The sequence below is a fragment of the Bacillus sp. 7884-1 genome, assembly GCF_002272245.1.
In the GTDB taxonomy this organism is placed as follows: domain Bacteria; phylum Bacillota; class Bacilli; order Bacillales; family Cytobacillaceae; genus Neobacillus.
In genome coordinates this window covers 22,303-43,034 of the sequence record NZ_NPDD01000192.1, presented here as the reverse complement: position 1 = coordinate 43,034, position 20,732 = coordinate 22,303, and the positions used below count along the sequence as shown (strand labels likewise).

Genomic DNA, 20,732 nt, shown 5'->3' with positions numbered 1-20,732 from the left:
TTACACTGCTGTCTTTACATCTCTAATGCCCTTCCATTCCTTCCATTGAATCCTTCGATTCATTTGGGTCTTCCGTTTCACTTGCTGTTCCAATAACAAATTCTTTCTTAGGCATATTGTGCATATCTCTAGCTGTTACGTGTGAAATAATATAATACGTTCCTTCTTGTGCGAACGACTTTTCTAAGCGATAGATTCCATCTTCAGCATGCTCGATCTTTACCTTTTCGTGGTTTTCATCCTTCGCACGCCAAATTTCAAATTTCACTTCGTCTGCGTCTTCAACATTCTCTTCTCCTTGTGTAACCTTTGCTTCAAATATAATCGGTTCATTGGCTTGTCCATGCTCCGGAGTAACAGTCAACTTTACTTCTACAAACTCAGGCAACTCTTTTTCAGCTTGATTTTGATTGTCTTTGGTACCGCATGCAGTGACGACCAATAAAGCTAAAATCAATAGACTTAGCAATTTAATTTTTTTCACGTTTACCTCTCCTTTATCAATTTCTCCATAATACCATTGTGGACATGGATAAGTGATACCTTAGCCTCATTTGAGATGGTCGACTGTGTGATTCTGCTAATAGCGGAATAGTATTTTTCAAATTTATTCTTCCGTATTCTCGGATGAGAGTTCTCATCAAGCAGTTCCCTTTTCACTGCCTCAGTTAAGGTTTCTTCACTACTTCTATCACTGGCAGCTAGCATACGATTATTCCAAATCATTCGATACTCAGCTAGTAATTCATCAAAATTGATATTTCCTATCGTCAATACCCCCACCTCCATATCTCCTCAATTGCATTGTTACATACTTTCCAATATTATTGCAAAAAATAGATTTTAACAACACCATGAAAGGAGCAATATATGTCTACACCCTATAAATGTCCTAATTGTAAAACAAATCGAAGCCGCTTTAATATTATTCAACAAGTTTCCCAATCTGTGAAGCTTGACCCTCAATCTGGTGAAGTGATGAAAGAATACAGTCAAAATGAATTAGAACCCTTTCACCTTCCATACAATGGACCTGATTATCGAATTCAATGTGCCTCCTGTGGTTTAATTGAGGACGAAAGAACATTCATTAAATTCGGAGAACAAGCCTAACAGAAAAACACCTTTAACTTTTGCTAAAGGTGTTTTTTATTTATTTTAAGTCATTTTCTTTTAAAAACGATTCAGAGTCTACTTTCCAGGCATCCATCGTTGAAAATCGAATTAAATGGATTTCACCACGATAGTGCTGACTTCCTCTATTTTTAATAAACCAATCAATTTCAATTGGAACATCCATGCTTATTTCCTGTTTTAAATCCTCTGCTGGTAAAATTGGCATCCGGGTTATTCTAACATTTTCAATTCTGCCTAATATCGGTTTCCATTCAAGCTTCTGTACAGAGATCAACTTTGAAATATAGGAATCCTGCTGCTTTAAACCAGCTATATACGCTTTAACCGTTTCATAAGGTGATGTTATACTTAAGTACTCTTCTAATTTCCCAGCCGCCTTATAAACCATCAACATATGCGAGAGGTCCATTGTGTTCGTCCGATGAGTGGTACTGCCGAAAAAATGGATACAAAAATGCCCTGGAAACTTATTTTTTAAGGCACCCCCACCGTGCGGCATTCCATGCATTGACCCGGCAATCCATTGATCATTGCGAATCACGATGATGGCACGCCGCTTCCAGCTCCATTTTCCTCCGTAAATCTTTTTCATGATTTTTGTATCCTTGGGTGTCAATGGCTGAACGTCGGCATGATGACTGCCGGCACGCCTTTGAACTTTAAACTTCTTCCCTGTTTCAAGATCTAGAACCGTAAACTTAGAATACTTCGGCAGCACATTATTGACTTCTTCCCATGGCAGCATTTCAATTTTGTAACTAATATTTGTTGCTGCTTGTATCCCTTGACCACTTAGGAGGAATAGAATAACCATCACAAAAACTGTTTTCTTCTTCATCTAAACCCCCTTTACAATGAAAAAATAACTACATTAAAAGAGTTACCTGAAGAAGAAATGTTCATTCATTTTAATTTTGTTTTTTGAAGTCTTTTTCAAGTTTACCTAGCTTTTCCTCAATCTCAGACCAATCCATATTTTCGCCGATAAATACCAGATTTAAAGGTAAATTCATTTCTTCCTTCATATATAAAGGCATTCCATAAGAATATTGGAAGAGATATGGTTTTGATAAAGAATCAAATTTTATATAGCCTTTGATGCGATATATCCTCTCAGGTAAACCCTTCAAAAAATCCTCGAAGTCAGAATGGTTGATTGGTTCTTGGAATTGATAGACAAACGTGGTTAAATTAAGAGCTCTTTTCGAAAAATCAGCACTAGTTTGTTTTGAAAATGATGAAAGTGTCAGTTTTCTCAATTCATCAATAGAGACCTGAGAATAATTTGTTAATAAGCAGCGTGCAGCAGAATTAATTCCTTGTATCTCAAAAATAATTTTTGATTGCTCTGATTCCGACAATTCATCCATTTTATTAACAAGGATAAAATCTGCGTGTCTGACCTGCTCGAGCAGTAATTGATGAACCTGTGGACTTAACGTCTTTCTGTCACGCCATCTTAATCCATCCACTGTTGTTACAATACCCTTTATCGTAAACTGATCCGCAAATAAAGGTGAAAGGATGGCATCTAGAACTTCAACCGGGTGTGCAGCCCCCGTGGTTTCAATATAGATAACTTCTGGCTTTTCATTCAATAATAAGCCCTGCAGCTGTGCTTCAAGCTTGTCCTGAATGGAACAGCAGATACAGCCCCCTAATAGCTCCTTCAAAGCTACATCTTCGTCCCGAGCGACTTCTGAATCGATTGAGACCTTTCCTAGTTCATTCATCATTACGGCGGTTTTTCGACCTGATAATTGCTCATTTTCAAGCAGACGCTTCAATAGCGTTGTTTTTCCACTTCCTAAAAATCCGGATAAAATATATACCTCAGTGTTTTTCATCTGTGTTTACCTCTTTTTCCTCTGATATTCCTTTTATTATAGCTGAAATTGGGCTATCAACTAGATAAATGTGGCTTATAATAGTAGTAAAAGAATATTCAGAAAGGACCTTCCCTCATGATTTATGAGTATGTCTACCCAAGAAGTCTCCTTCATTTTATTAAAAACCCATCACATGAATCCTTAAAAGACCTCCTTCTTCACAATACGGGTGAAACAGATTTTCTAGATTTTAAAACCAAATGGACAGAATTTTCTAAGATGGCTAAACACGTACTTGCGATTGCAAATTCGGGTGGCGGCTGTATTATTGTTGGTGTCAGTCAAAATGATGAGGGTTCCATTTCCTTAACTGGACTGCAGGAAGATGATTTTTTAGATAAAGCGGATATTGATAATAAACTGGCTAATTTATTGCCAAAATACTTAAAATATCGGACGGAGGATTTTTATTTTAGCGGGGACCAACAAACATTAAGCAATAAAAGATTTCAGGTACTCGTCATTGAATATGATCCAAAATATGTTCCGTATACCTCTGTTGTTCAGCGGAATGAACTTCGTTATGGTGCCATATACGTTCGGCAAGGGACAAAATCTTTGGAAGCAACCAATGACAGGCTCGTAGAAATTATTCTACGAAAGGTACAGTCAGGAGGTTCTGGAGTGAATGAATATACCCTGAAAGAGCACCTTGACCAATTAAAGGAATTATATGAGGAGCTTGCCTTGCAAAAAAATAATGAATATAGTCAATTTATTGCAGAAGTAATAGAACGTAAAAAAGAAAGAATCAGGCAATTATTAGATATTCTTCCTGAAAATTAATGAGAAAGTGAATGAACTCATTCACTTTCTCACTTGTTTAATAAATCCCTTGCTCATCTTCTAACATTTTATTTACATTTTCAAGCTTGTTTTTTTTATTGGCAGCCACTATTTCTATTTCTTCAATTGAAGTGACAGGGTTCATCATTACCGTTAATCCCAAATCCATTAACTTTCCTTTTCCTATGTCAGTGTTGACATTTTTTAAGGTCTCATTCAGAACTTGTGGTGCTATAGTGAGGAAATCCTCAGCAGATATTTCTTTCAATACTTCTTCTTTTAATGCCATAAATATTGGAGATAATTCTTTAGCATAACTTGGATTCATTTTTAGCTGCTCAAAATATTGGACAAAATCCTCACCCTTTAGTATTTGTCTTTCTCCATCCAGATGCCCTTCAATTCCAGTCATCATTTCTATCCCGTTCGGAGCAAGCACATCAATTACAGTCCCGAAACCAGAAGTATCAAAGATAAAACAATAATCAATATCTACTTGATATTTTTCTGCTGCCTGTTTTTTCAGGTGCTCCAATTCCCCTTCTTTGCCATCAAGTGCAAGCATGATAGATCCGTACTCGATTTTATTTTGGTCTTTATCATATTTTAACAACAGCCCTGGTTCGGTTGCTGATGAAGCTGAGCCTTTACTATTTTCGATAATAAGAAAGGTTTCCACCTTATTCTCACTTTCAGAAGAATCCTTTAATTTTTCTAGAAAAGGGATACTCTTCGCTTCTTCTCCCTTCTTCTCCGTACTGCTTTGAAAAAATGTCTGTAAGGGGCCTAAGCCGAAAAAGGACAGGACAATAACGGCAATGATTAACTTTTTCATATCTAAAATCACCTAATTCCTTTTTTTATCTCCATTTTCGGAAAATTAGGCAAAGATTATACTTCTACATGGAAAAAGCCTGAACCAGCAGCACGGTTCAGGCTTTTCTTCATTTCATTTCCTCTTTTAACACTTCAATTGCTTTTTGAAGCTGAGTATCATGGTTTTGAATCTGTTCTCTAAGCTTTTCCATTAATTTAAAGGTAGTATCTCCTTTTAAGATTCCATCAGCAGGCAGATTATTTGCTGTTTGAAAGCTAATAACAGCCTCTTGTGTTTTCTCATCGAAGAATCCGTCTACACGTCCTGGATCATACCCAATTGCCTTTAACATTTTCTGAGCTGATTCAACCTCAGTTGAAGAACTTGAAAGCTTCAGCTCTTTGTCAGGATTAATGATTGGTAATGTTGCGTATTCAGGAAGTGGAACTTCAAAATCAGGCTTAATTCCTTTTTTATGAATCCAATTACCATTTGGCGTGAGCCATTTTGCAGTTGTAAATTTTATATTTGAATTGTCAGGGAAGTCCTTGGCCGTTTGAACGGTTCCTTTCCCAAAGGAATTCTCACCTACTAGCTTAACACCAGCAGATTCACTAACTGCTCCAGCAAGAATTTCAGAGGCACTGGCACTGCCTTTATCAATTAATATGACCAACGGGAAGTCTGGATCCCCATCATTTTGTGAAGGATATTCCTCGGTCTTACCATTCCGGTCTTCCACTTTTAATATTAGTTTTCCTTTTGGAACAAACATACTTGAAATACTAATGGCTTCATCTAATAATCCGCCTGGATTTTGACGCAAGTCTAAGACTAACCCTTTCATCCCCTGTTTCTGCAGTTCATTTAGCTTCGCAGCAAGGTCCTTTGAGGTATTAGTAGAAAAACTTGTAATTTGAACTTTGGCAATACCGTCGCCAACCATTTCACCATAAACGGTTTCAATTGGAATATCATCGCGGGTAATCGGTACCTTAACAGGTGCGTCTGTTCCCGGCCGTTGAATGGTTAATTCCACCTTTGTTCCTTTTTTTCCACGAATAATGGTTACGGCTTCAGTCGAGGTCATTCCCTGTAGACTTTTTCCGTCGACAGATACAATGATATCATTCGGCCTCAAACCCGCTTTTTCAGCTGGAGAGCCCTTAATTGGTGAGACAATCATAATATGTCCGTCTTTCTCTTGAATCTCTGCACCAATTCCTTGGAATGAAGAATTAATTGAGGCATGGAAATTTTCCGCTTCCTCCACACTCATATAGTCAGTATAAGGATCGTCTAGAGCTTTTACCATTCCATCAATAGCCCCATTAATTAGTTTTTTCTGATCAAGCTCCTCAAAATATCCACTCTTCAGCGTATCATAGGCAGTATAAAGTTTATCAAATTCTGATCTTTCCGTACCAACTGTAATGACTTTTTCATCCCCAAACGATAAGGCAAATGTTGTAATGCCTGTAGATAGCAATACAAGGAAAAACAACATCAATATAAAATGAAATTTCTTAATGTGTACATACCCAGATTTCTTCTCTGTTTCCTGCTCTTGTTCAAGATTTTCTTGATTAACATTTTGCTCATCCAAAGATTTCACCACTTTCATTGTCCAAAAAATAATATGTAAAACTAACCCTTAGTGATTAGAATAACATTTTTCATAAAAAAATAACAAAGAAAAGTTATGTATAATGAAAAAGGGCACATCCATTAGTCAGGCGTGCCGGAAGTCACGATTTAAATTTTCTTCACTTCATTGAAATATTCTTCTAGTGTCCAGCTATGCTCGTACATAATCGTTGCAGCTTTTACACCGACATAGCGGAAATGCCACGGCTCATACATATAATTTGTAATGTCCATTTTCTCTTTAGGATATCTCAAAATAAAGCCAAAATGATGTGCGTTTTCTTTTAGCCATTTACCTTCTGTGGTATTTGCAAAGGCTTCATTTAAATATAATTTATTCGACCTGCTCGAAATATCCATGGCTAATCCAGATTGATGTTCACTTGCACCTGGAATAGCTACAGCCTGCTCAGCCTTTTCTACCCCTACTCTATTTACTTCAGCGTCATACAATGATTTCTGCCGGCTATAGGAGCGGTATCCCGATACAGCAAGAATTTCGATTCCATTTTTTGCAGCGTTAGTAAACATTTTCTCTAATGCTACTGCCGCTTCTTTTCTCATTAAGCTTTTTTCTATATCTTCTTCCCCAAAGGAGAATTCCACTTCTGGTTTGACAAGATCCTCAGGTATATAATTTTCTGGCAAATAAAACTCTTTGTTAACCAATGCCATGACGTTCGTAGAATTTTGGATGACATTTTTGCCATCTACTTCTTTAATATCATTGAAAAACATTGATTCTAAACTAAGTGGATCATTTATTGGAGATTCATCTTGTTGAGACTCTTGGTTTTTACTAGAGTCATTTCCAGTGAAGGGAAGTTTATTTAATAATGAATCAACCTGACTACAGCCGCTAAAAAGAACTGTCATTGAACCAATTAATACTATATTTTTCCATACCATAATTCTCACCTATCTATCTTTCTTTATACTTTCTGCACTATATCTATTTTTACCAAAAAAATCAATAAGAAACCTCTCTCAATACTTGAAAGAGGCGGTTTTACCTATTCTTTTGTCGCTGCTTCTAGTGCAACTACAATCATATCATTAAATGTTAATTGTCTTTCTTCCGCTGTTGTTTCTTCACCTGTTAAGATATGATCACTTACAGTAAGTACCGACAATGCTCTGCGGTTAAATTTAGCGGCTAACGTATATAATGCGGTTGTTTCCATCTCAATGGCAAGAATCTGATACTTTGCCCATTTTTCAAGTTCAGCATTGTCATTATAGAAAGAATCAGCAGTAAAGATATTCCCTACTTTTAAATTAAGCCCTTTTTCTACACCTGCATCATAGGCCTTTTTAAGTAAATCAAAGTTCGCACAAGGAGCGAAATCAACTCCTCCAAAAGTAAGACGATTTATATTAGAGTCGGTCGAACTAGTCATTGCCAAAATGACATCGCGGACTTTTACGTCCTTTTGGATGGCTCCGCATGTGCCGACTCGGATTAAATTTTGGACATTATAGCTGTTCATTAATTCATTTACATAAATGGAGATAGAAGGTACACCCATTCCTGTTCCTTGAACAGAAATTCTCTTCCCTTTGTATGTACCGGTATAACCAAACATATTTCTTACTTCATTATAACATTTGGCATCTTCTAAAAAGGTTTCCGCGATATATTTAGCCCTTAACGGGTCTCCAGGCAGTAATACCGTTTCAGCAATTTCATTTTCTTTTGCACCAATATGTACACTCATTATAAAATCCTCCAATCAATTAAAGTGAAGTTCGTAACTTCACACTTGTCAATATATCACAACACTTTGTCCAATGAAAAACCTTTCACTGAAAACGTCATGAATTTTTCTATTTGTGGGAAGCTATTTTTAGATTATCCAAAGGAGGTTCATAAAATTATGGGAAAAAAGCATAGAGCACAAACAAATCGCCCTAAGAAAAATAATCATATTCCCCCTGAGGCCATTGAAGCAGAGCATAATGCCCATGCAAAAGAAAATGAAGCATCAGGCGGTCGAAAAAGTAATGGTCAATAAAAGCTAAAACAATAAGAAAAGCACAAGCGCCCTGGTCAGCGGCGTATGGCCTCCTCGAAAAAGCTACGCTTTTCCTTCGTGCGAAGCTTATGCTGCCGAAGCGTTCCTTGTGGAGCGCTCCAACTGAGATAAAGGAAACACGAAGAGCCGGAGGCGATTCGATGTTGACTTATCGTAGGGCGGAGAGCGAAGAACACTAGCCGCTAGGGCGCTGGAGCTGGACAGTAAGAAAACCTAAGGAATTTTCTCCTTAGGTTTTCTTTTATCTTATTTGGATTCGATTAACAGGCTGCCACCCGCCAGGTTTTAATTGATAATAATGCTGTCCGCCTCGACCTTCATCAATTAATATGATGTCTCCAGTGGAAAGAAATCTCCCCTGATAATTCGATGGAATTCGATCCGTAACATTAAAGAGACTAAACGTTTCTTCCAAACAATTTTCATGGCTGCCTGCTTGAATGAATGTACGATATACCTGTTTGTACCCTTTATATTCCCTGTACTTTGGAGTTTGAAAGATTGTCACATCATATTGAATACTAGCTCTTCTGGTTATCGCCTTGATCATCTTATCCCCTCCAATAATTAAAGTAATTCTTATTACTTAATATTTAGAGATGGATATAGGAGAATCCTTCAGAGAAATCTGTCTTTTTTTGTCGAAAATCAAGAAAATCTTTGAATAACGCTTTGAATTTGCTGTTGGAGGTTTGGAATATCGGCGGATGTTACCGTTAATCTTACATTACTTTCATCCAAACCAGCTGCTTCTGCAAATAATCCACCCAATCCGCGTGCACGACGGTCAACTTGTAAAAGCAACTCTATTATGCCATTTCCTGATGGTCTGAGGACTACCTCTAGCTCATCTAATCTTCCACGGAATGGTCCAGAAGTTGGTACATATTCAAATTCTTGCACAAATGGCAAGCGGCCGCGAACTTTGTAAGATGCTTCTTCACAATCAGCTTCACGTAAACGGAATCCAAGACTGTCGACTGCGTTAAAGATGGCATTCATCAATTGATCAGGAACAACTTGAATATAGTCTTTATCACCTGGGTCCACAGCGTTCTTAATGTCTAAACCAGTTGTTACCCAAATTTTTGACCTTCCGATAGACAGTGGTGTATCTAGTGGAAGCTGGAAGGAAAAAGGAATTTCTTTTCTTTCATTTTTTCCAATTGTAAATGGGCTGGTGACTCGGAAACGATCGATTGTAGCTGTAACATTATACTTTTTATCATCTGATTCTTTTAAATAGGTAGTATTCAATGATAAATAGATATCATCTACATGCTGGTCTACCTTTCCACCTCTGATTTCTACAATACCATTAACCGTTTCACCCGGCTTATATGTATCCCTCTCGAGCTTGGTGTCTACCGTTGCTGAACCAATTCCTACACTAGCAAATACTTTGTCAAAAAAAGACATTTTTATTTCCTCCCTTATACTACAAATAATTTTTGGATATCTGACTTTACTTGTGCGCAGCACTCATAACAGTCTTTTATTTGTAAAAGTCTGCTGATAATGTACTTTGCATGATATGATATCTCCAATTCCTCTTCCCAGCTGCTTTCCTTGGTTTTTTTTGGAAAAGAAAAGTTGGAGTAAAGTAAAAACAACAAAAAATGACCAAGGCCATAAAAGTCTGCCTGTGGATTTACCTCTTTTCGCAAATACCGTTTTCGCTTTATTCCTGCTGCATTCACATGATTACGTTTCCTTGCCAGCCCTAAATCAATAAGCACAATCTCAGAACCATTCGCAATTACATTAGGGATTCGAATATCTCTATGAATTAACTGCTGTTCATGCAAATAATTTATGTGCTCTAGTAATTGATTCGCAATTCTAAAAGCTTCTATTTCTGAATATTTTTGCCCATCCTGAAAGATCAGCTGTTCGAAATTCTTACCTTCAATATACTCCATTGTATAAAATGGTATATTTTTATAAATTCCATCTTCGAAAAAACGAGGAAACCCAGCGTGATTAATGGTTTGGAGCAGGTCTTTTTCAAGCTCAAAGTCCCTTTTCCCTGACTTCGTAATTCTTTTATGGATGCGTAATGCTTTTAGTACTTTCTTTTGCTGCGATACCTGATCAATTACTAAGTAACTATTTCCATAGCTTCCAACGCCTAAATGGTTGATAATCTCGTATCGCTCTGCAATAATTTCATTTTCCTTAAATCTGCTTTCCATTATGTTAGCAGCAACTAAAGTCATTCTTTTAAACATATAAGTAATTAACTGCTAAAGAAGCTAGAAAATAAACTGCCGCTTTTATGCTTCTTTTTATAGTGCTGATGTCCTAGGTGCTTATGTTTATGGTGGTTCATTTTCTTCCAAGCATTACTAGAATGTGAATATTTTTTTTGATGATGAAGTTTACTTCCAAGAATTGATTTTAAAATCTTTTTAAGCATCCATCATTCCTCCTCATCTTCGCTATTCATAATACGATAAAGAGATAGTAAAGTTTCACCAATTAAAGAAATATAGCAAAAAAAATATCACACACAAAAAGCGAGCAGGTTCAAATGCTCGTCTTTCGCTACTTCTTATTAAAAAGATGAATACAGTATCGTGATATTTTACCTATTCATCTTCTACTTCTTCGTCGATAATACTTTTCTCGATGAGATACTCGAAGGTGATATCAGCGATTTCTTCCAATTCTTCTTCCGTAGGAACGTATCCTCTTTTCACCAGCTCATGAAAGAAAAATTCAGCAATCTCTTCCGTATCAATAAATACTTCAATTTCTCTCATAGCATCGCCCCCTTTTTACGAATGTATGATGAATTCTGCACATTCATGCTATTTACTTCTAGAAGAATCGGTAAATATTCTGCAGCTTAAACATAGAGTGCAAAATAAAAGATTAAATATGTCTTTTTTTCTTTGGACAAGCATAGAATGAAAAAAATACGATTATGAGGTGATAGTATGTCAAATCTACAAGCGAAATTTGATGCTATTCTTGATGATGTAAATCAGGAGGATGGATTGATCATCACTGCCTTTGAAAAGATTTTAGACGGCCTATTTTTTCTAATAAAATGGGGTGGGTTTCCTTTGGTCATTTATTTATTAGTGGCAATTTCCAGGTGGTAGAAGCTAGACATGGCTTTTACCATCGTCATTTACAATACTCTTTAATTTCCTTAAAATGACACGCATAACTTGATAATACTCCTGGTCGTGAAATATTGTATATAAAATTTTGTAATCATTAAAAATATCTAATAAATTATCGATTAACTGCTTCTTTTCCTTTTTTCGTTCAATTTCTTCAAGTTCTGCTTTTCTCACAATGTTTTTTTGTGTTTTTGAAATTGCGACCTGGTGCTTCTCTTCGTTATTTACTAAATAAAGGAGTCCTAGTTTTTGAATAAACGTATCCGCACTCTCAGCGTCTGCAACGAGTGTCATTTCCTCTTCACCCGCTTCCAGCCATTCCCCATCACTAATTCTTGAAAGTTCGTAGATAACATCTTCCCATGCATCTTCTTTGTAGCGCCAAATTTCTGTTCGAAATCCGACAATCTTAAACAAATCTGCGCCATATCCGGCGACTTGAACTAAATCTCCGAAGAAGAATTTATATTCAATATCTATTTGTTCTTGCTCCACCAAATCTCCTTCATATTCTGAAAGGAGCTGCAGTCCTGATTCAACAAAAAGACCATCACTTTTATTCACTTCGTACACATAATTCCCGTCAATCAACTTGACATCGGTTATTTTGCCAACTGTACCATACATCGCTATCACGACCGTATCACCGACCTTATACTTCGGTATATTCCTTCTTTTCATATCCTCCATCCTCTCAATGATGAGTCGTGAATTTTGATTACAATAGTATATGCACCAATGGATGTACCCGCGCACACTGGGGAAAAAGAAAAATCGCCTCTTTTTACAGAGACGATCTAAAGGGATTTACCTAAATTCAATTACTTTCTGATAACACATAAAGGTCCCAGGCTTCATCAAATATAGTCATGGACTCTAGATAATGGCCATTAAATTCTAGGTAAGAACTGAGCTCATGGTAGTCTTCAGATGTTTTTGGGAAGCTATGATCCAAAAAAGCCTCATTCGCAAAAACACTGAGGGCATCCTTTGGTTCTGGGTGCCGATATTTCATTAAAAAATGATAAAAGGATTTAATCATACATAGCGCCTTTCTTTCTATCCTGAGACAAAAATTGATTTTACTTAAAGATACTATAAGTGATAAAGATTTGATATAATTTTACCAAATATATAGAAACAGAGGTACATACATTGGCAAATAGGAAATTTCAATATTGGTTAATTCAGGTCTTGTTAATTTTAACCATCATTTGGGTTTCAACTAAGATATCCTTCTTATTTGAACCAATCGGAATCTTTTTTTCAACCATCTTTTTCCCCATTTTGATAACAGGTTTTCTTTACTTTTTACTTAATCCAGTCGTTAATTTTCTACAGCGCCATAAAGTGCCTAGATTATTAGCCATCCTTATCATTTATGTTGTATTTATACTCATTTGTGTACTTGCAATTGGAAATTTAATTCCTGCGATTACAAAACAATTTACGGCTCTTGCGAACGAACTTCCAGTATATGCAGACAAAACCATGCAGTTTTTTGACAATGTCATGAAATCATCTGAATTTAAATGGATCATGGACGAGCAAAAGGATCTTCTTGAAACTGTTCAGGAAAGACTCATCGAATTTGCAAATACCCTGCCTAACACGATTACAGGCAGCATAACGAATATACTTGGTGTGATAACCAATATAGCTATCATTCTCGTCACGGTTCCTTTTTTATTATTCTACATGTTTAAAGATGGACACAAGTTTCCTACGGCAATCTCAAAATTCCTTCCCAACCCATACAGGGAGGAAGGCTTATCCATCCTTAAAGAGACAGGCGATACTCTCTCTGCGTATATCCAGGGCCAAGTAACTGTAGCATTGGCTGTAGGCACGCTGGCGTTTATTGGTTACCTGATTATTGATTTACCCTTTGCACTTGTCATGGCCTTAATCGTAGCATTTACCAACATTATTCCTTATATCGGCCCAATTCTTGGAGGAGCACCTGCGGTAATCGTAGCGTTATTCGATTCTCCAACAAAAGCATTGTTAGTCATAGTAGTTATTCTCATTGCTCAACAGGTGGAAGGGAATGTATTATCCCCGCTCATTCTCGGAAAAAGCTTGGACACCCATTCAGCAACCATTATCATTATATTACTAGCTGCCGGAAATCTGGCTGGAGTCCTTGGGATGGTCCTGGCAATCCCATTTTATGCAGTCATGAAAACCATTGTCTTAAACCTAGTTAAGTTTTTACGAGCGAGGAAAAACGCAGCAAAACCGATTCAAACAGAATAATCAAAACCCCCTATCGACGCAGATAGGGGGTTTTGTTTTAGGAAGAAAAATCAAAATAATTTCTCTTCAAAAGTCTCGGAAGGGACATTAACTCTTTATAGGTGATGCTGTTTCCAATTTTCTTCGTATCAATCAGGAATAATTGATCTTCAATTTCCTTTGTTATTTCATCTGTTTGATAGACCATGTTGCAATCATCGCAAACCACTGCGGGGGTTTCTATTATTTGAATGGCTCTTGTGCCGTCAGGAAGCTCCCAATAAACGATATTCTCACCATTTTTAGCAGCACTCCCGCACCATTCACAGACTAATCCCATATTCATCCCCCTATTCATTCGATGTAGAGTTCCCATCAGAATCATTTTTTTCAGCAGGCGCTGGTTTGTTTTGAAGTGCCTGAAATTTCTTTTCCTTCAACTCATCACGCTTGACTCGTTTATCCTTCAATGTGGTATGGGTAGGATTTTGATTGTATTCTTTTCGACGATTTAATCTCTGTAAGCCCTCTGGAACAAGGTTAAAATGCTGGTCATTCATAATTCCTGCAATCCCAACATTAGAGCGTTTCTCCTCCATATCAGGATAAATCTCTTTAAAATAACCTTCTGCTGTTCCTGGCTTATAATTTTCTGGTTCTGGATAAGAGGTAATGACTCCTTCAAAATTCCTGAGGACAACCTTTTCTGCACTTTGTGAAATTAAATAATTCGGCTGAAGTGAAATTTTCCCGCCACCGCCCGGACCGTCAAGCACAAAAGTCGGCACTGCATAGCCGCTCGTATGTCCGCGGAGTCCTTCTATTATTTCAAGTCCTTTTGAAACAGGTGCACGGAAATGACCAATTCCTTCAGATAAATCACATTGATATATATAATATGGACGTACACGAATTTTCACGAGATCATGCATAAGCTTTTTCATAATCGGCACACTGTCGTTGATACCAGCGAGGATGACCGATTGGTTCCCGACTGGAACACCAGAGTTAGCAAGCATTTCACAAGCCTTTTTAGACTCTTCAGTTATTTCGATGGATGTATTAAAATGAGTATTCAACCAAATTGGATGATACTTTTTTAAAATGTTACAAAGGTTTTCGGTAATCCTTTGCGGGAATACTACTGGTGCTCTTGTTCCAATCCGAATAATTTCCACATGGTCAATTTCACGAAGATTTTTCAAAATATATTCAAGGATATTATCATTTATAAGCAGCCCGTCACCGCCAGAAATTAACACATCCCGTACTTGCGGGGTTTGCCGGATATAATTTATCGCTGCATCTAGCTGCTTCTTTGGGACGCCCATTCCAATTTGTCCTGAGAATCTTCTTCTCGTACAGTAGCGACAGTACATTGAACATTGATTGGTGACAAGAAATAGAACGCGATCTGGGTAACGGTGCGTCAATCCTGGTACTGGTGAATCTTCATCCTCATATAGTGGATCTTCAAGGTCATATTTCGTTTTATGAATTTCTTTTGAAATCGGAACGGACTGCATCCGAATGGGGCAGCGTGGGTCATCAGGGTTCATAAGCGAAGCATAGTAGGGTGTTATATTTAAGGGTATCGTTTTGGTTGAGATTCTTACTCCTTCTTCTTCATCTGGAGTTAAGTTGATTACCTTTTTTAAATCTTCTAGTGTGCGGATGGTATTTGTTAGCTGCCATAGCCAATCATTCCATTGTTCTTCACTTACATCTTTCCAAAGCTCTATATCTTTCCAATGCCTATTCGGCTTATATAGTGTCTGTTTCATATTAAATTCCTCCTTACCCTGCTTTACTAAGATATTATGCAAGAATTATGCCAATGCACTTAGTCCGGGTAAGGATTCCATGTCTTAATCATTTTAAAATAAAATTCAAAAAAAAGCGCCGATTTTTCGGCAGTTATTCTCTAATCTTTTTAAGTTTATATTGTAAGGTTTGTCTTGGGATTTCTAGTAGCTTGGCCGCTTGATTGATGTTGCCGTCTGACATTTTCAGTGCTGAATCAATTAGTTGTCTTTCCATTTCTTCGACATTTTTTCTTAAAGAAAGGCTGTTCTCAACATTTTCATTGATTGCCGCATGCTGTTTCATCATTATTGGCAGGTCCGCCATTTGAAGGACCTCATCCTCGCACACGTTCATCATATACTCAATTGTATGCTTTAGCTCCCTCACGTTCCCTAGCCAAAGGTGAGTCATAAAGAAACTCTCTAATTTTTTCTCTATCCCTTTAATCCTTTTATTCAATTTCTTATTAAAAAATTGAATAAAATAATCCGTTAAATACAGGATATCCTCTTTTCGTTCACGAATCGGCAGAAGCGAAAAGGTAAAGACATTTAAACGGTAGTAAAGGTCAGAGCGTAGCTTTTGATTTTCTAGAGCCGTATTTGGATGGACATTCATCGCTGCTATGACGCGGACATCAACCGAAATATTTTGTGCACTTCCGACTCTTCGTACCATCCCATCCTCTAAAACCCTTAACAGCTTAGCCTGCAGCTCAATCGGCATGGTATGAAGTTCATCAAGAAATAGTGTACCGCCGTCTGCCAGCTCAAAAAGCCCCTTTCTCTCAACCGCACCGGTATAGCTTCCTTTTGCCGTACCAAATAGAATACTTTCAAGCAGCGTTTCTGGGATGGCTGCACAGTTTTGAGCAATGAACGGCCCATCCCCGCGAAGGGATTCGTGATGGACACCTTGCACAAACAATTCTTTTCCTGTCCCGCTTTCTCCATATACAAGAATGGGAGAGTATGATTTTGCCAGCTTTCTAGCTTCGTCCTTCAGGCTCTGGAATATCGGATTTACACTCTTTAAATCATCTAATGTATACTTGACGTTTTTTGATGTTTTTTTCTTATTGTTTTTATTCACACTTTTTTGCAAATCTAATAGGCTTTCCGCAAGTTGCTTCATCCGGGAGTAATCCTTGGCAATTTCAACCGCACCAATAATCTCCTTATCTACAAAAATAGGAAGTGTCGTATTAATGGTATCAATCCGTGCTCCATGGATGTTTACATAAACCTGTGCCTGATTATAGATGGGTTTGCCCGTTTTAATCACCCTGAGCAGTGTACTTGAATTCTCGGTTAAGGAAGGAAAAACATCCAGCAGGTCTTTCCCCTGAACTTCCTTCACATTCATGCCATCATGCCTTGCCGCAACCTCATTATAAAAAATGGTTTTCCCTTCTGTATTTACCACATGGATTCCTTCATCGATGGTTTTCAGGATGGCTGAAAGAACCTCCTTCGTTAACGCAGTTAATTGAACCATTGTTTCACCTCCTATTAAAAGGTGCCGAAAATTCGTCACCTGTAGCCGAAATATTAGCAGTTTGCCAGATTCTTTACCCACATATTCATATTCTCAAGCTTGTCGTAGATATAGCAGTTATTCATTAATCGGCCGCGATACTTATATCCAAGCTGGTATAATACCGCATTCATTCCAAAGGATAAACTCCTTGCTATTGAATAGGCACAGAATATTCCCTGCCTCTTCAGTTCACCCTCTAACTCACGGAGAATTATTTTCATTAACCCATATTTCCGATGTTCCGGTAAGGTCGCACAATCGGTCAATTCTGCATTTTTATAAAAAGAATTCACTTCAGCAGATGCAGCACTGACAATTTTGCCCTGATAAAAGTATACGTAATAGATAGTCCCTTCCATTAACGTCTTTTTCACATATTCAGGGTCATGTAAGGGTGTAGGGTAAATCTGAAACACCTGTCGATATAATCCTGACAGCTCTTCGGCACAGGCTTCATCTGCTTTTTTTAATTCATACTCCTTTGGCGGAAAGGGCTTATCAATGGTGGTGTTCAATTGATAAATACTGTGAATCATTCCGTCCTCCGTAATCCAATGGTCATTCTTCTTTCGCTCCACAGTATAAAACTTTGAAAAAAAATGAGCATCAGATCCGAGAAAATAGCGTTCCACCACCGCTTCCGGCTGTAAGCCTTTTTCATATAAGTGTAAAAAATCCTCGGACCGCGCTTTCATTATTAACTTTTCTGCTTGATACTTGCGGACTAACTCCTCCGCTTTTTCCATAAGTAAATTTATATTACCGCGATAATCATCAATGCGAATTCTTTTATTAAAAGGATCTAGATAGACTTCTAAATAGAAGTTACTATCATCGATATAGATAGTGGAGGCACGTTGATTCATCCTATAGACTCCTTCCCGATAAGGCAGGTAAAAAAATGCCTGACTGGAAATCAGCCAGACATTTTCTTCTACTCTGTTTTAAAGCTGATCAGCTTGAGTTCAGTCATTTCTTCCACTGCATATTTGATTCCTTCTCGCCCCATTCCGCTCATTTTCACGCCGCCATATGGCATTTGGTCAACGCGGAAGGTAGGGATTTCGTTAATCATAACACCGCCAACATGTAGTTTTTTGGCAGCTTGAAGTGCTTTGTGGATATCATTCGTAAAGATTCCGGCCTGCAACCCATATTTAGAATCGTTTACTAGATTGATTGCATCATCAAAATGACGGAAGCTATTAATATGCACAACGGGTGCAAAAACCTCTTCACAACTCACCTTTTCGCTTGAAGGGACATTTACTAAAACGGTAGGCTGGAAAATCCCTTCTTCGGAGTTTCCGCCAGCCTTTAATTCTGCTCCATTGCTAATCGCTTCATCTACCCATTCCTTCGTTCGCTGTACGTCACCACGTGTAATCATTGCTGAAATATCACTATCTTCCTCAAGGGGATTACCTGCTTTTAACTTTTGGGTTTCACTAACAAACTTCTCCACAAATGCTTCAAAAACCTTTTCATGGACAAAAATTCTCTGAATTGAAATACAAACCTGCCCCTGATAGGCAAAGGCCCCATTCACAATTCTTGGGATGACATTCTCTAATTGAACACCAACGTCAACAATTAATGCAGAATTCGAGCCTAATTCCAAGGTCACCCGCTTTAAACCAGAGTTTTCTCGAATATAGCGACCTACCTCAGGACTTCCTGTAAAGGTAATCATTTTGATACGGTCGTCTTTCATAAGTATATCGCCGATTTTACTGCCACTTCCCGTAATGACATTCAATGCACCAGCCGGTAAGCCTGCAGAGTGAAAGTATTCGGCTATCTTATATGCCGATAAAGGAGTCTGACTAGCTGGTTTTAAAACAACACTATTTCCAGCCGCAATGGCTGGACCCAATTTATGGGCAACTAGATTCATAGGGAAATTGAACGGGGTAACCGCAGCAATCACGCCTAATGGTTCCCGAATCGTAAAGGCAAGTCTGCCCTGACCTCCAGGTGCAGCGTCCATTGGCACCGTTTCACCATGAATTCTTCTCGCTTCATGTGCCGCAAAAGTGTATGTCATAATCGTCCGGTCCACTTCTGCTCTCGCTGCCTTTAGCGGTTTTGCAGCCTCCAGGGCTATTATTCTCGCGCATTCCTCTCGGTCATCCTTTAAATATTGAGCAACTTTCTCAAGGATTTCCGCCCGTTCAAATGCAGGCATTTCTGCCATTATTTCTTTAGCATCTTCTGCTGCCTTTATTGCTGAGCGCACATCTTCCTGATTGGCAATGCCAATTTGGGCAAGAACCTCCAAGTCAAATGGATTCTTAAGCTCCATATAGGAAGAAGCACTTCGATATTCCCCGCCTATCCACAAATCCTTCTTCATCACAATCCCTCCAATTGCTAAAAAGTTCTTAATAATATTGTACCAAACTTTGCCAATTCTGTTTTAGGAGGGATTCTTATCACTGACTTCACACCACTTTAATAGAGTTAGAGCAATAATCTTACTTGCTGCAAACAGATCTTCCAACTGGATGTGTTCATTCGCGTCATGTGCCGTTGCCGTTATCCCCGGTCCGAATACAACTACAGGTGTATTTCCGACATTTGATAGAATTCCACCATCCGTCCCCCAAGGACTTGCTTCAATAACTGGTTGCTCTCCCTTGATTTCTACAAAACTCTCAGAAAGTGTCTTCATTAATGGGTGATCCACTTCAAGGTTACCTGGAAGCCATCTCCCCCCAAACCATTCAATCTCTATAGGATTCTTTTGGAACCACTCGTCTTGCTCATTGAGTTCATTTAACACCACAGCCATTTCACCTTGAGCCGCTGAAATCGTTTCTTCAGGGGATACGCCCATTCTACCCTCAATTACAGCTAAATCAGGAACAGATGACGGCCATTCACCACTATTTATTTTTCCAATATTAATCGGGATTGGTATCGGAATACTGTTAAATAGCGGATCGGTGATTTTTATATTTCGATTTTTTTCTAATTGCTGCAGCTTTTGGATGACCAATACTGCCTTTTCAATGGCGCTTACGCCTTCATATCTTGTTCCGCCATGTGCCGCCCTGCCCTTCACGGTAACTCTAAACCACATGGAACCCTGCTGCTTTGGAAAAATTTTCATCCCGGTCGGTTCCGGGATAATAGCACCGTCAGCACGATATCCTCGTAGAACCGCAGCGAGTGTACCCGCACCGCCGCTTTCTTCCTCTATTACACTTTGAAAAACAACATCCCCTTTAAGCTTAATTCCAGTGGAAATGATTGCCTCTATCGCCATAATTAGAGCAGCCGTGCCGCCTTTCATATCCGTACTTCCTCGTCCATACAGCTTTCCACATTCAATATGTCCGCTAAACGGATCATGTTCCCAGTTTTTCTCATCTCCAACCGGGACCACATCGATATGTCCATTTAGAATGATAGACTTTCCGCCGCCAGTCCCTTTTAACACCGCGACTACATTTGGATTTCCTTCAAAGCTTTCCCGATCACAGCAGAATGCCTCATGCTGGATGAGCTCATTTCTGTCAATTTCCCAGATATCGAGATTCAATCCCAACTGCCGGCATTTTTCTATAATGACAGCCTGAGCACTACTTTCGTTTCCTCTTGTACTATTTTCTTGGACGAGTATTTGTAAGAACCTCGTCCCTCTAGCACGATTGTCCTTCAGCCATTGTTTAATGGATTCTTCATGATTAGTCAACGC

General features: G+C 38.3%; 26 protein-coding genes. 5 read left to right on the top strand and 21 right to left on the bottom strand.

All coding sequences use genetic code 11. The features are described 5' to 3' along the window. Nucleotides 1-22: 22 nt before the first annotated feature. Entirely contained in the window at nucleotides 23-484 is a 462-nt protein-coding gene (locus CHI06_RS21290; RefSeq protein WP_095250595.1) for a FixH family protein, read from the bottom strand. Between the two features lie 2 nt (nucleotides 485-486). Beyond that, nucleotides 487-774, bottom strand: coding sequence for a hypothetical protein (locus CHI06_RS21285; RefSeq protein WP_257009402.1), 288 nt, complete (start codon nucleotides 772-774; stop codon nucleotides 487-489). A 96-nt stretch (nucleotides 775-870) separates the two neighbouring features. On the opposite strand from CHI06_RS21285, the gene CHI06_RS21280 reads away from it, so the two are divergent. Beyond that, a complete protein-coding gene (locus tag CHI06_RS21280) occupies nucleotides 871-1,113 on the top strand; it encodes a DNA alkylation repair protein (RefSeq protein WP_095250593.1) in 243 nt (80 codons plus the stop codon). Nucleotides 1,114-1,153: 40 nt separating this feature from the next. On the opposite strand, the gene CHI06_RS21275 is transcribed toward CHI06_RS21280, so the two are convergent. Next, on the bottom strand, nucleotides 1,154-1,975 hold the full coding sequence (locus CHI06_RS21275) for a hypothetical protein (protein WP_095250592.1): 822 nt from the start codon (nucleotides 1,973-1,975) through the stop codon (nucleotides 1,154-1,156). Nucleotides 1,976-2,045: 70 nt separating this feature from the next. After that, the gene (locus CHI06_RS21270) at nucleotides 2,046-2,984 is read right to left on the bottom strand and encodes a CobW family GTP-binding protein (RefSeq protein WP_095250591.1); all 939 of its coding nucleotides are present in this window, start codon (nucleotides 2,982-2,984) and stop codon (nucleotides 2,046-2,048) included. A 117-nt stretch (nucleotides 2,985-3,101) separates the two neighbouring features. Between CHI06_RS21270 and CHI06_RS21265 the strand changes: the two genes are divergently transcribed. Then, a complete protein-coding gene (locus tag CHI06_RS21265; protein WP_095250590.1) occupies nucleotides 3,102-3,812 on the top strand; it encodes an AlbA family DNA-binding domain-containing protein in 711 nt (236 codons plus the stop codon). A 37-nt stretch (nucleotides 3,813-3,849) separates the two neighbouring features. Here the strand turns inward: CHI06_RS21265 and CHI06_RS21260 are convergent, their stop codons facing one another. The 4 genes from CHI06_RS21260 to deoD form a co-directional block, all read right to left on the bottom strand. Beyond that, nucleotides 3,850-4,647: a hypothetical protein gene (locus CHI06_RS21260; RefSeq protein WP_095250589.1), complete on the bottom strand. Its 798-nt coding sequence runs from the start codon at nucleotides 4,645-4,647 to the stop codon at nucleotides 3,850-3,852. Nucleotides 4,648-4,756: 109 nt separating this feature from the next. After that, entirely contained in the window at nucleotides 4,757-6,253 is a 1,497-nt protein-coding gene (locus CHI06_RS21255; RefSeq protein ID WP_095250588.1) for a S41 family peptidase, read from the bottom strand. Between the two features lie 131 nt (nucleotides 6,254-6,384). Next, nucleotides 6,385-7,185: a M15 family metallopeptidase gene (locus CHI06_RS21250; protein WP_095250587.1), complete on the bottom strand. Its 801-nt coding sequence runs from the start codon at nucleotides 7,183-7,185 to the stop codon at nucleotides 6,385-6,387. Nucleotides 7,186-7,289: 104 nt separating this feature from the next. Beyond that, complete coding sequence (gene deoD / locus CHI06_RS21245; RefSeq protein ID WP_095250586.1) at nucleotides 7,290-7,994, bottom strand: purine-nucleoside phosphorylase; 705 nt, start codon at nucleotides 7,992-7,994, stop codon at nucleotides 7,290-7,292. A gap of 159 nt (nucleotides 7,995-8,153) precedes the next feature. Here deoD and CHI06_RS29970 point away from each other — a divergent pair, with 159 nt between their 5' ends. Beyond that, nucleotides 8,154-8,291, top strand: coding sequence for a hypothetical protein (locus tag CHI06_RS29970; protein ID WP_095250585.1), 138 nt, complete (start codon nucleotides 8,154-8,156; stop codon nucleotides 8,289-8,291). A 262-nt stretch (nucleotides 8,292-8,553) separates the two neighbouring features. Here the strand turns inward: CHI06_RS29970 and CHI06_RS21235 are convergent, their stop codons facing one another. From CHI06_RS21235 to CHI06_RS21215, 5 genes are all read right to left on the bottom strand, one after another. Next, nucleotides 8,554-8,862: a YodL domain-containing protein gene (locus CHI06_RS21235; protein WP_095250584.1), complete on the bottom strand. Its 309-nt coding sequence runs from the start codon at nucleotides 8,860-8,862 to the stop codon at nucleotides 8,554-8,556. A gap of 98 nt (nucleotides 8,863-8,960) precedes the next feature. Then, entirely contained in the window at nucleotides 8,961-9,731 is a 771-nt protein-coding gene (locus tag CHI06_RS21230) for a sporulation protein (RefSeq protein ID WP_095250583.1), read from the bottom strand. Nucleotides 9,732-9,745: 14 nt separating this feature from the next. Further along, a complete protein-coding gene (locus tag CHI06_RS21225; protein WP_095250582.1) occupies nucleotides 9,746-10,543 on the bottom strand; it encodes a serine/threonine protein kinase in 798 nt (265 codons plus the stop codon). An 8-nt stretch (nucleotides 10,544-10,551) separates the two neighbouring features. Continuing rightward, nucleotides 10,552-10,731: a hypothetical protein gene (locus tag CHI06_RS21220; protein ID WP_095250581.1), complete on the bottom strand. Its 180-nt coding sequence runs from the start codon at nucleotides 10,729-10,731 to the stop codon at nucleotides 10,552-10,554. A gap of 172 nt (nucleotides 10,732-10,903) precedes the next feature. Further along, nucleotides 10,904-11,077, bottom strand: a complete 174-nt coding sequence (locus tag CHI06_RS21215; protein ID WP_081954691.1) for a YozD family protein — start codon at nucleotides 11,075-11,077, stop codon at nucleotides 10,904-10,906. Between the two features lie 177 nt (nucleotides 11,078-11,254). Here CHI06_RS21215 and CHI06_RS29965 point away from each other — a divergent pair, with 177 nt between their 5' ends. Further along, entirely contained in the window at nucleotides 11,255-11,422 is a 168-nt protein-coding gene (locus CHI06_RS29965; RefSeq protein WP_179292727.1) for a hypothetical protein, read from the top strand. A 3-nt stretch (nucleotides 11,423-11,425) separates the two neighbouring features. Here the strand turns inward: CHI06_RS29965 and CHI06_RS21210 are convergent, their stop codons facing one another. Together CHI06_RS21210 and CHI06_RS21205 are read right to left on the bottom strand one after the other, a co-directional pair. Beyond that, complete coding sequence (locus CHI06_RS21210; protein ID WP_095250580.1) at nucleotides 11,426-12,136, bottom strand: hypothetical protein; 711 nt, start codon at nucleotides 12,134-12,136, stop codon at nucleotides 11,426-11,428. A gap of 127 nt (nucleotides 12,137-12,263) precedes the next feature. Then, a complete protein-coding gene (locus CHI06_RS21205) occupies nucleotides 12,264-12,485 on the bottom strand; it encodes a YozE family protein (protein WP_257009403.1) in 222 nt (73 codons plus the stop codon). A gap of 116 nt (nucleotides 12,486-12,601) precedes the next feature. Here CHI06_RS21205 and CHI06_RS21200 point away from each other — a divergent pair, with 116 nt between their 5' ends. Beyond that, a complete protein-coding gene (locus CHI06_RS21200; protein ID WP_095250578.1) occupies nucleotides 12,602-13,705 on the top strand; it encodes an AI-2E family transporter in 1,104 nt (367 codons plus the stop codon). 37 nt (nucleotides 13,706-13,742) lie between these two features. On the opposite strand, the gene CHI06_RS21195 is transcribed toward CHI06_RS21200, so the two are convergent. The 6 genes from CHI06_RS21195 to CHI06_RS21170 form a co-directional block, all read right to left on the bottom strand. After that, nucleotides 13,743-14,024: a YokU family protein gene (locus CHI06_RS21195; protein ID WP_095250577.1), complete on the bottom strand. Its 282-nt coding sequence runs from the start codon at nucleotides 14,022-14,024 to the stop codon at nucleotides 13,743-13,745. Nucleotides 14,025-14,034: 10 nt separating this feature from the next. Beyond that, nucleotides 14,035-15,468 carry a lysine 2,3-aminomutase gene (ablA, locus tag CHI06_RS21190; protein ID WP_095250576.1) on the bottom strand — a complete coding sequence of 478 codons (1,434 nt, stop codon included), beginning with the start codon at nucleotides 15,466-15,468 and terminating at the stop codon, nucleotides 14,035-14,037. Nucleotides 15,469-15,601: 133 nt separating this feature from the next. Beyond that, on the bottom strand, nucleotides 15,602-16,987 hold the full coding sequence (locus CHI06_RS21185) for a sigma-54 interaction domain-containing protein (protein ID WP_095250575.1): 1,386 nt from the start codon (nucleotides 16,985-16,987) through the stop codon (nucleotides 15,602-15,604). Between the two features lie 53 nt (nucleotides 16,988-17,040). After that, entirely contained in the window at nucleotides 17,041-17,895 is an 855-nt protein-coding gene (gene ablB / locus CHI06_RS21180; RefSeq protein ID WP_095250574.1) for a putative beta-lysine N-acetyltransferase, read from the bottom strand. Nucleotides 17,896-17,963: 68 nt separating this feature from the next. Further along, nucleotides 17,964-19,385 carry an aldehyde dehydrogenase family protein gene (locus CHI06_RS21175; protein WP_095250573.1) on the bottom strand — a complete coding sequence of 474 codons (1,422 nt, stop codon included), beginning with the start codon at nucleotides 19,383-19,385 and terminating at the stop codon, nucleotides 17,964-17,966. Nucleotides 19,386-19,448: 63 nt separating this feature from the next. Continuing rightward, nucleotides 19,449-20,729: a peptidase gene (locus CHI06_RS21170; RefSeq protein WP_095250572.1), complete on the bottom strand. Its 1,281-nt coding sequence runs from the start codon at nucleotides 20,727-20,729 to the stop codon at nucleotides 19,449-19,451. Nucleotides 20,730-20,732 lie beyond the last annotated feature (3 nt).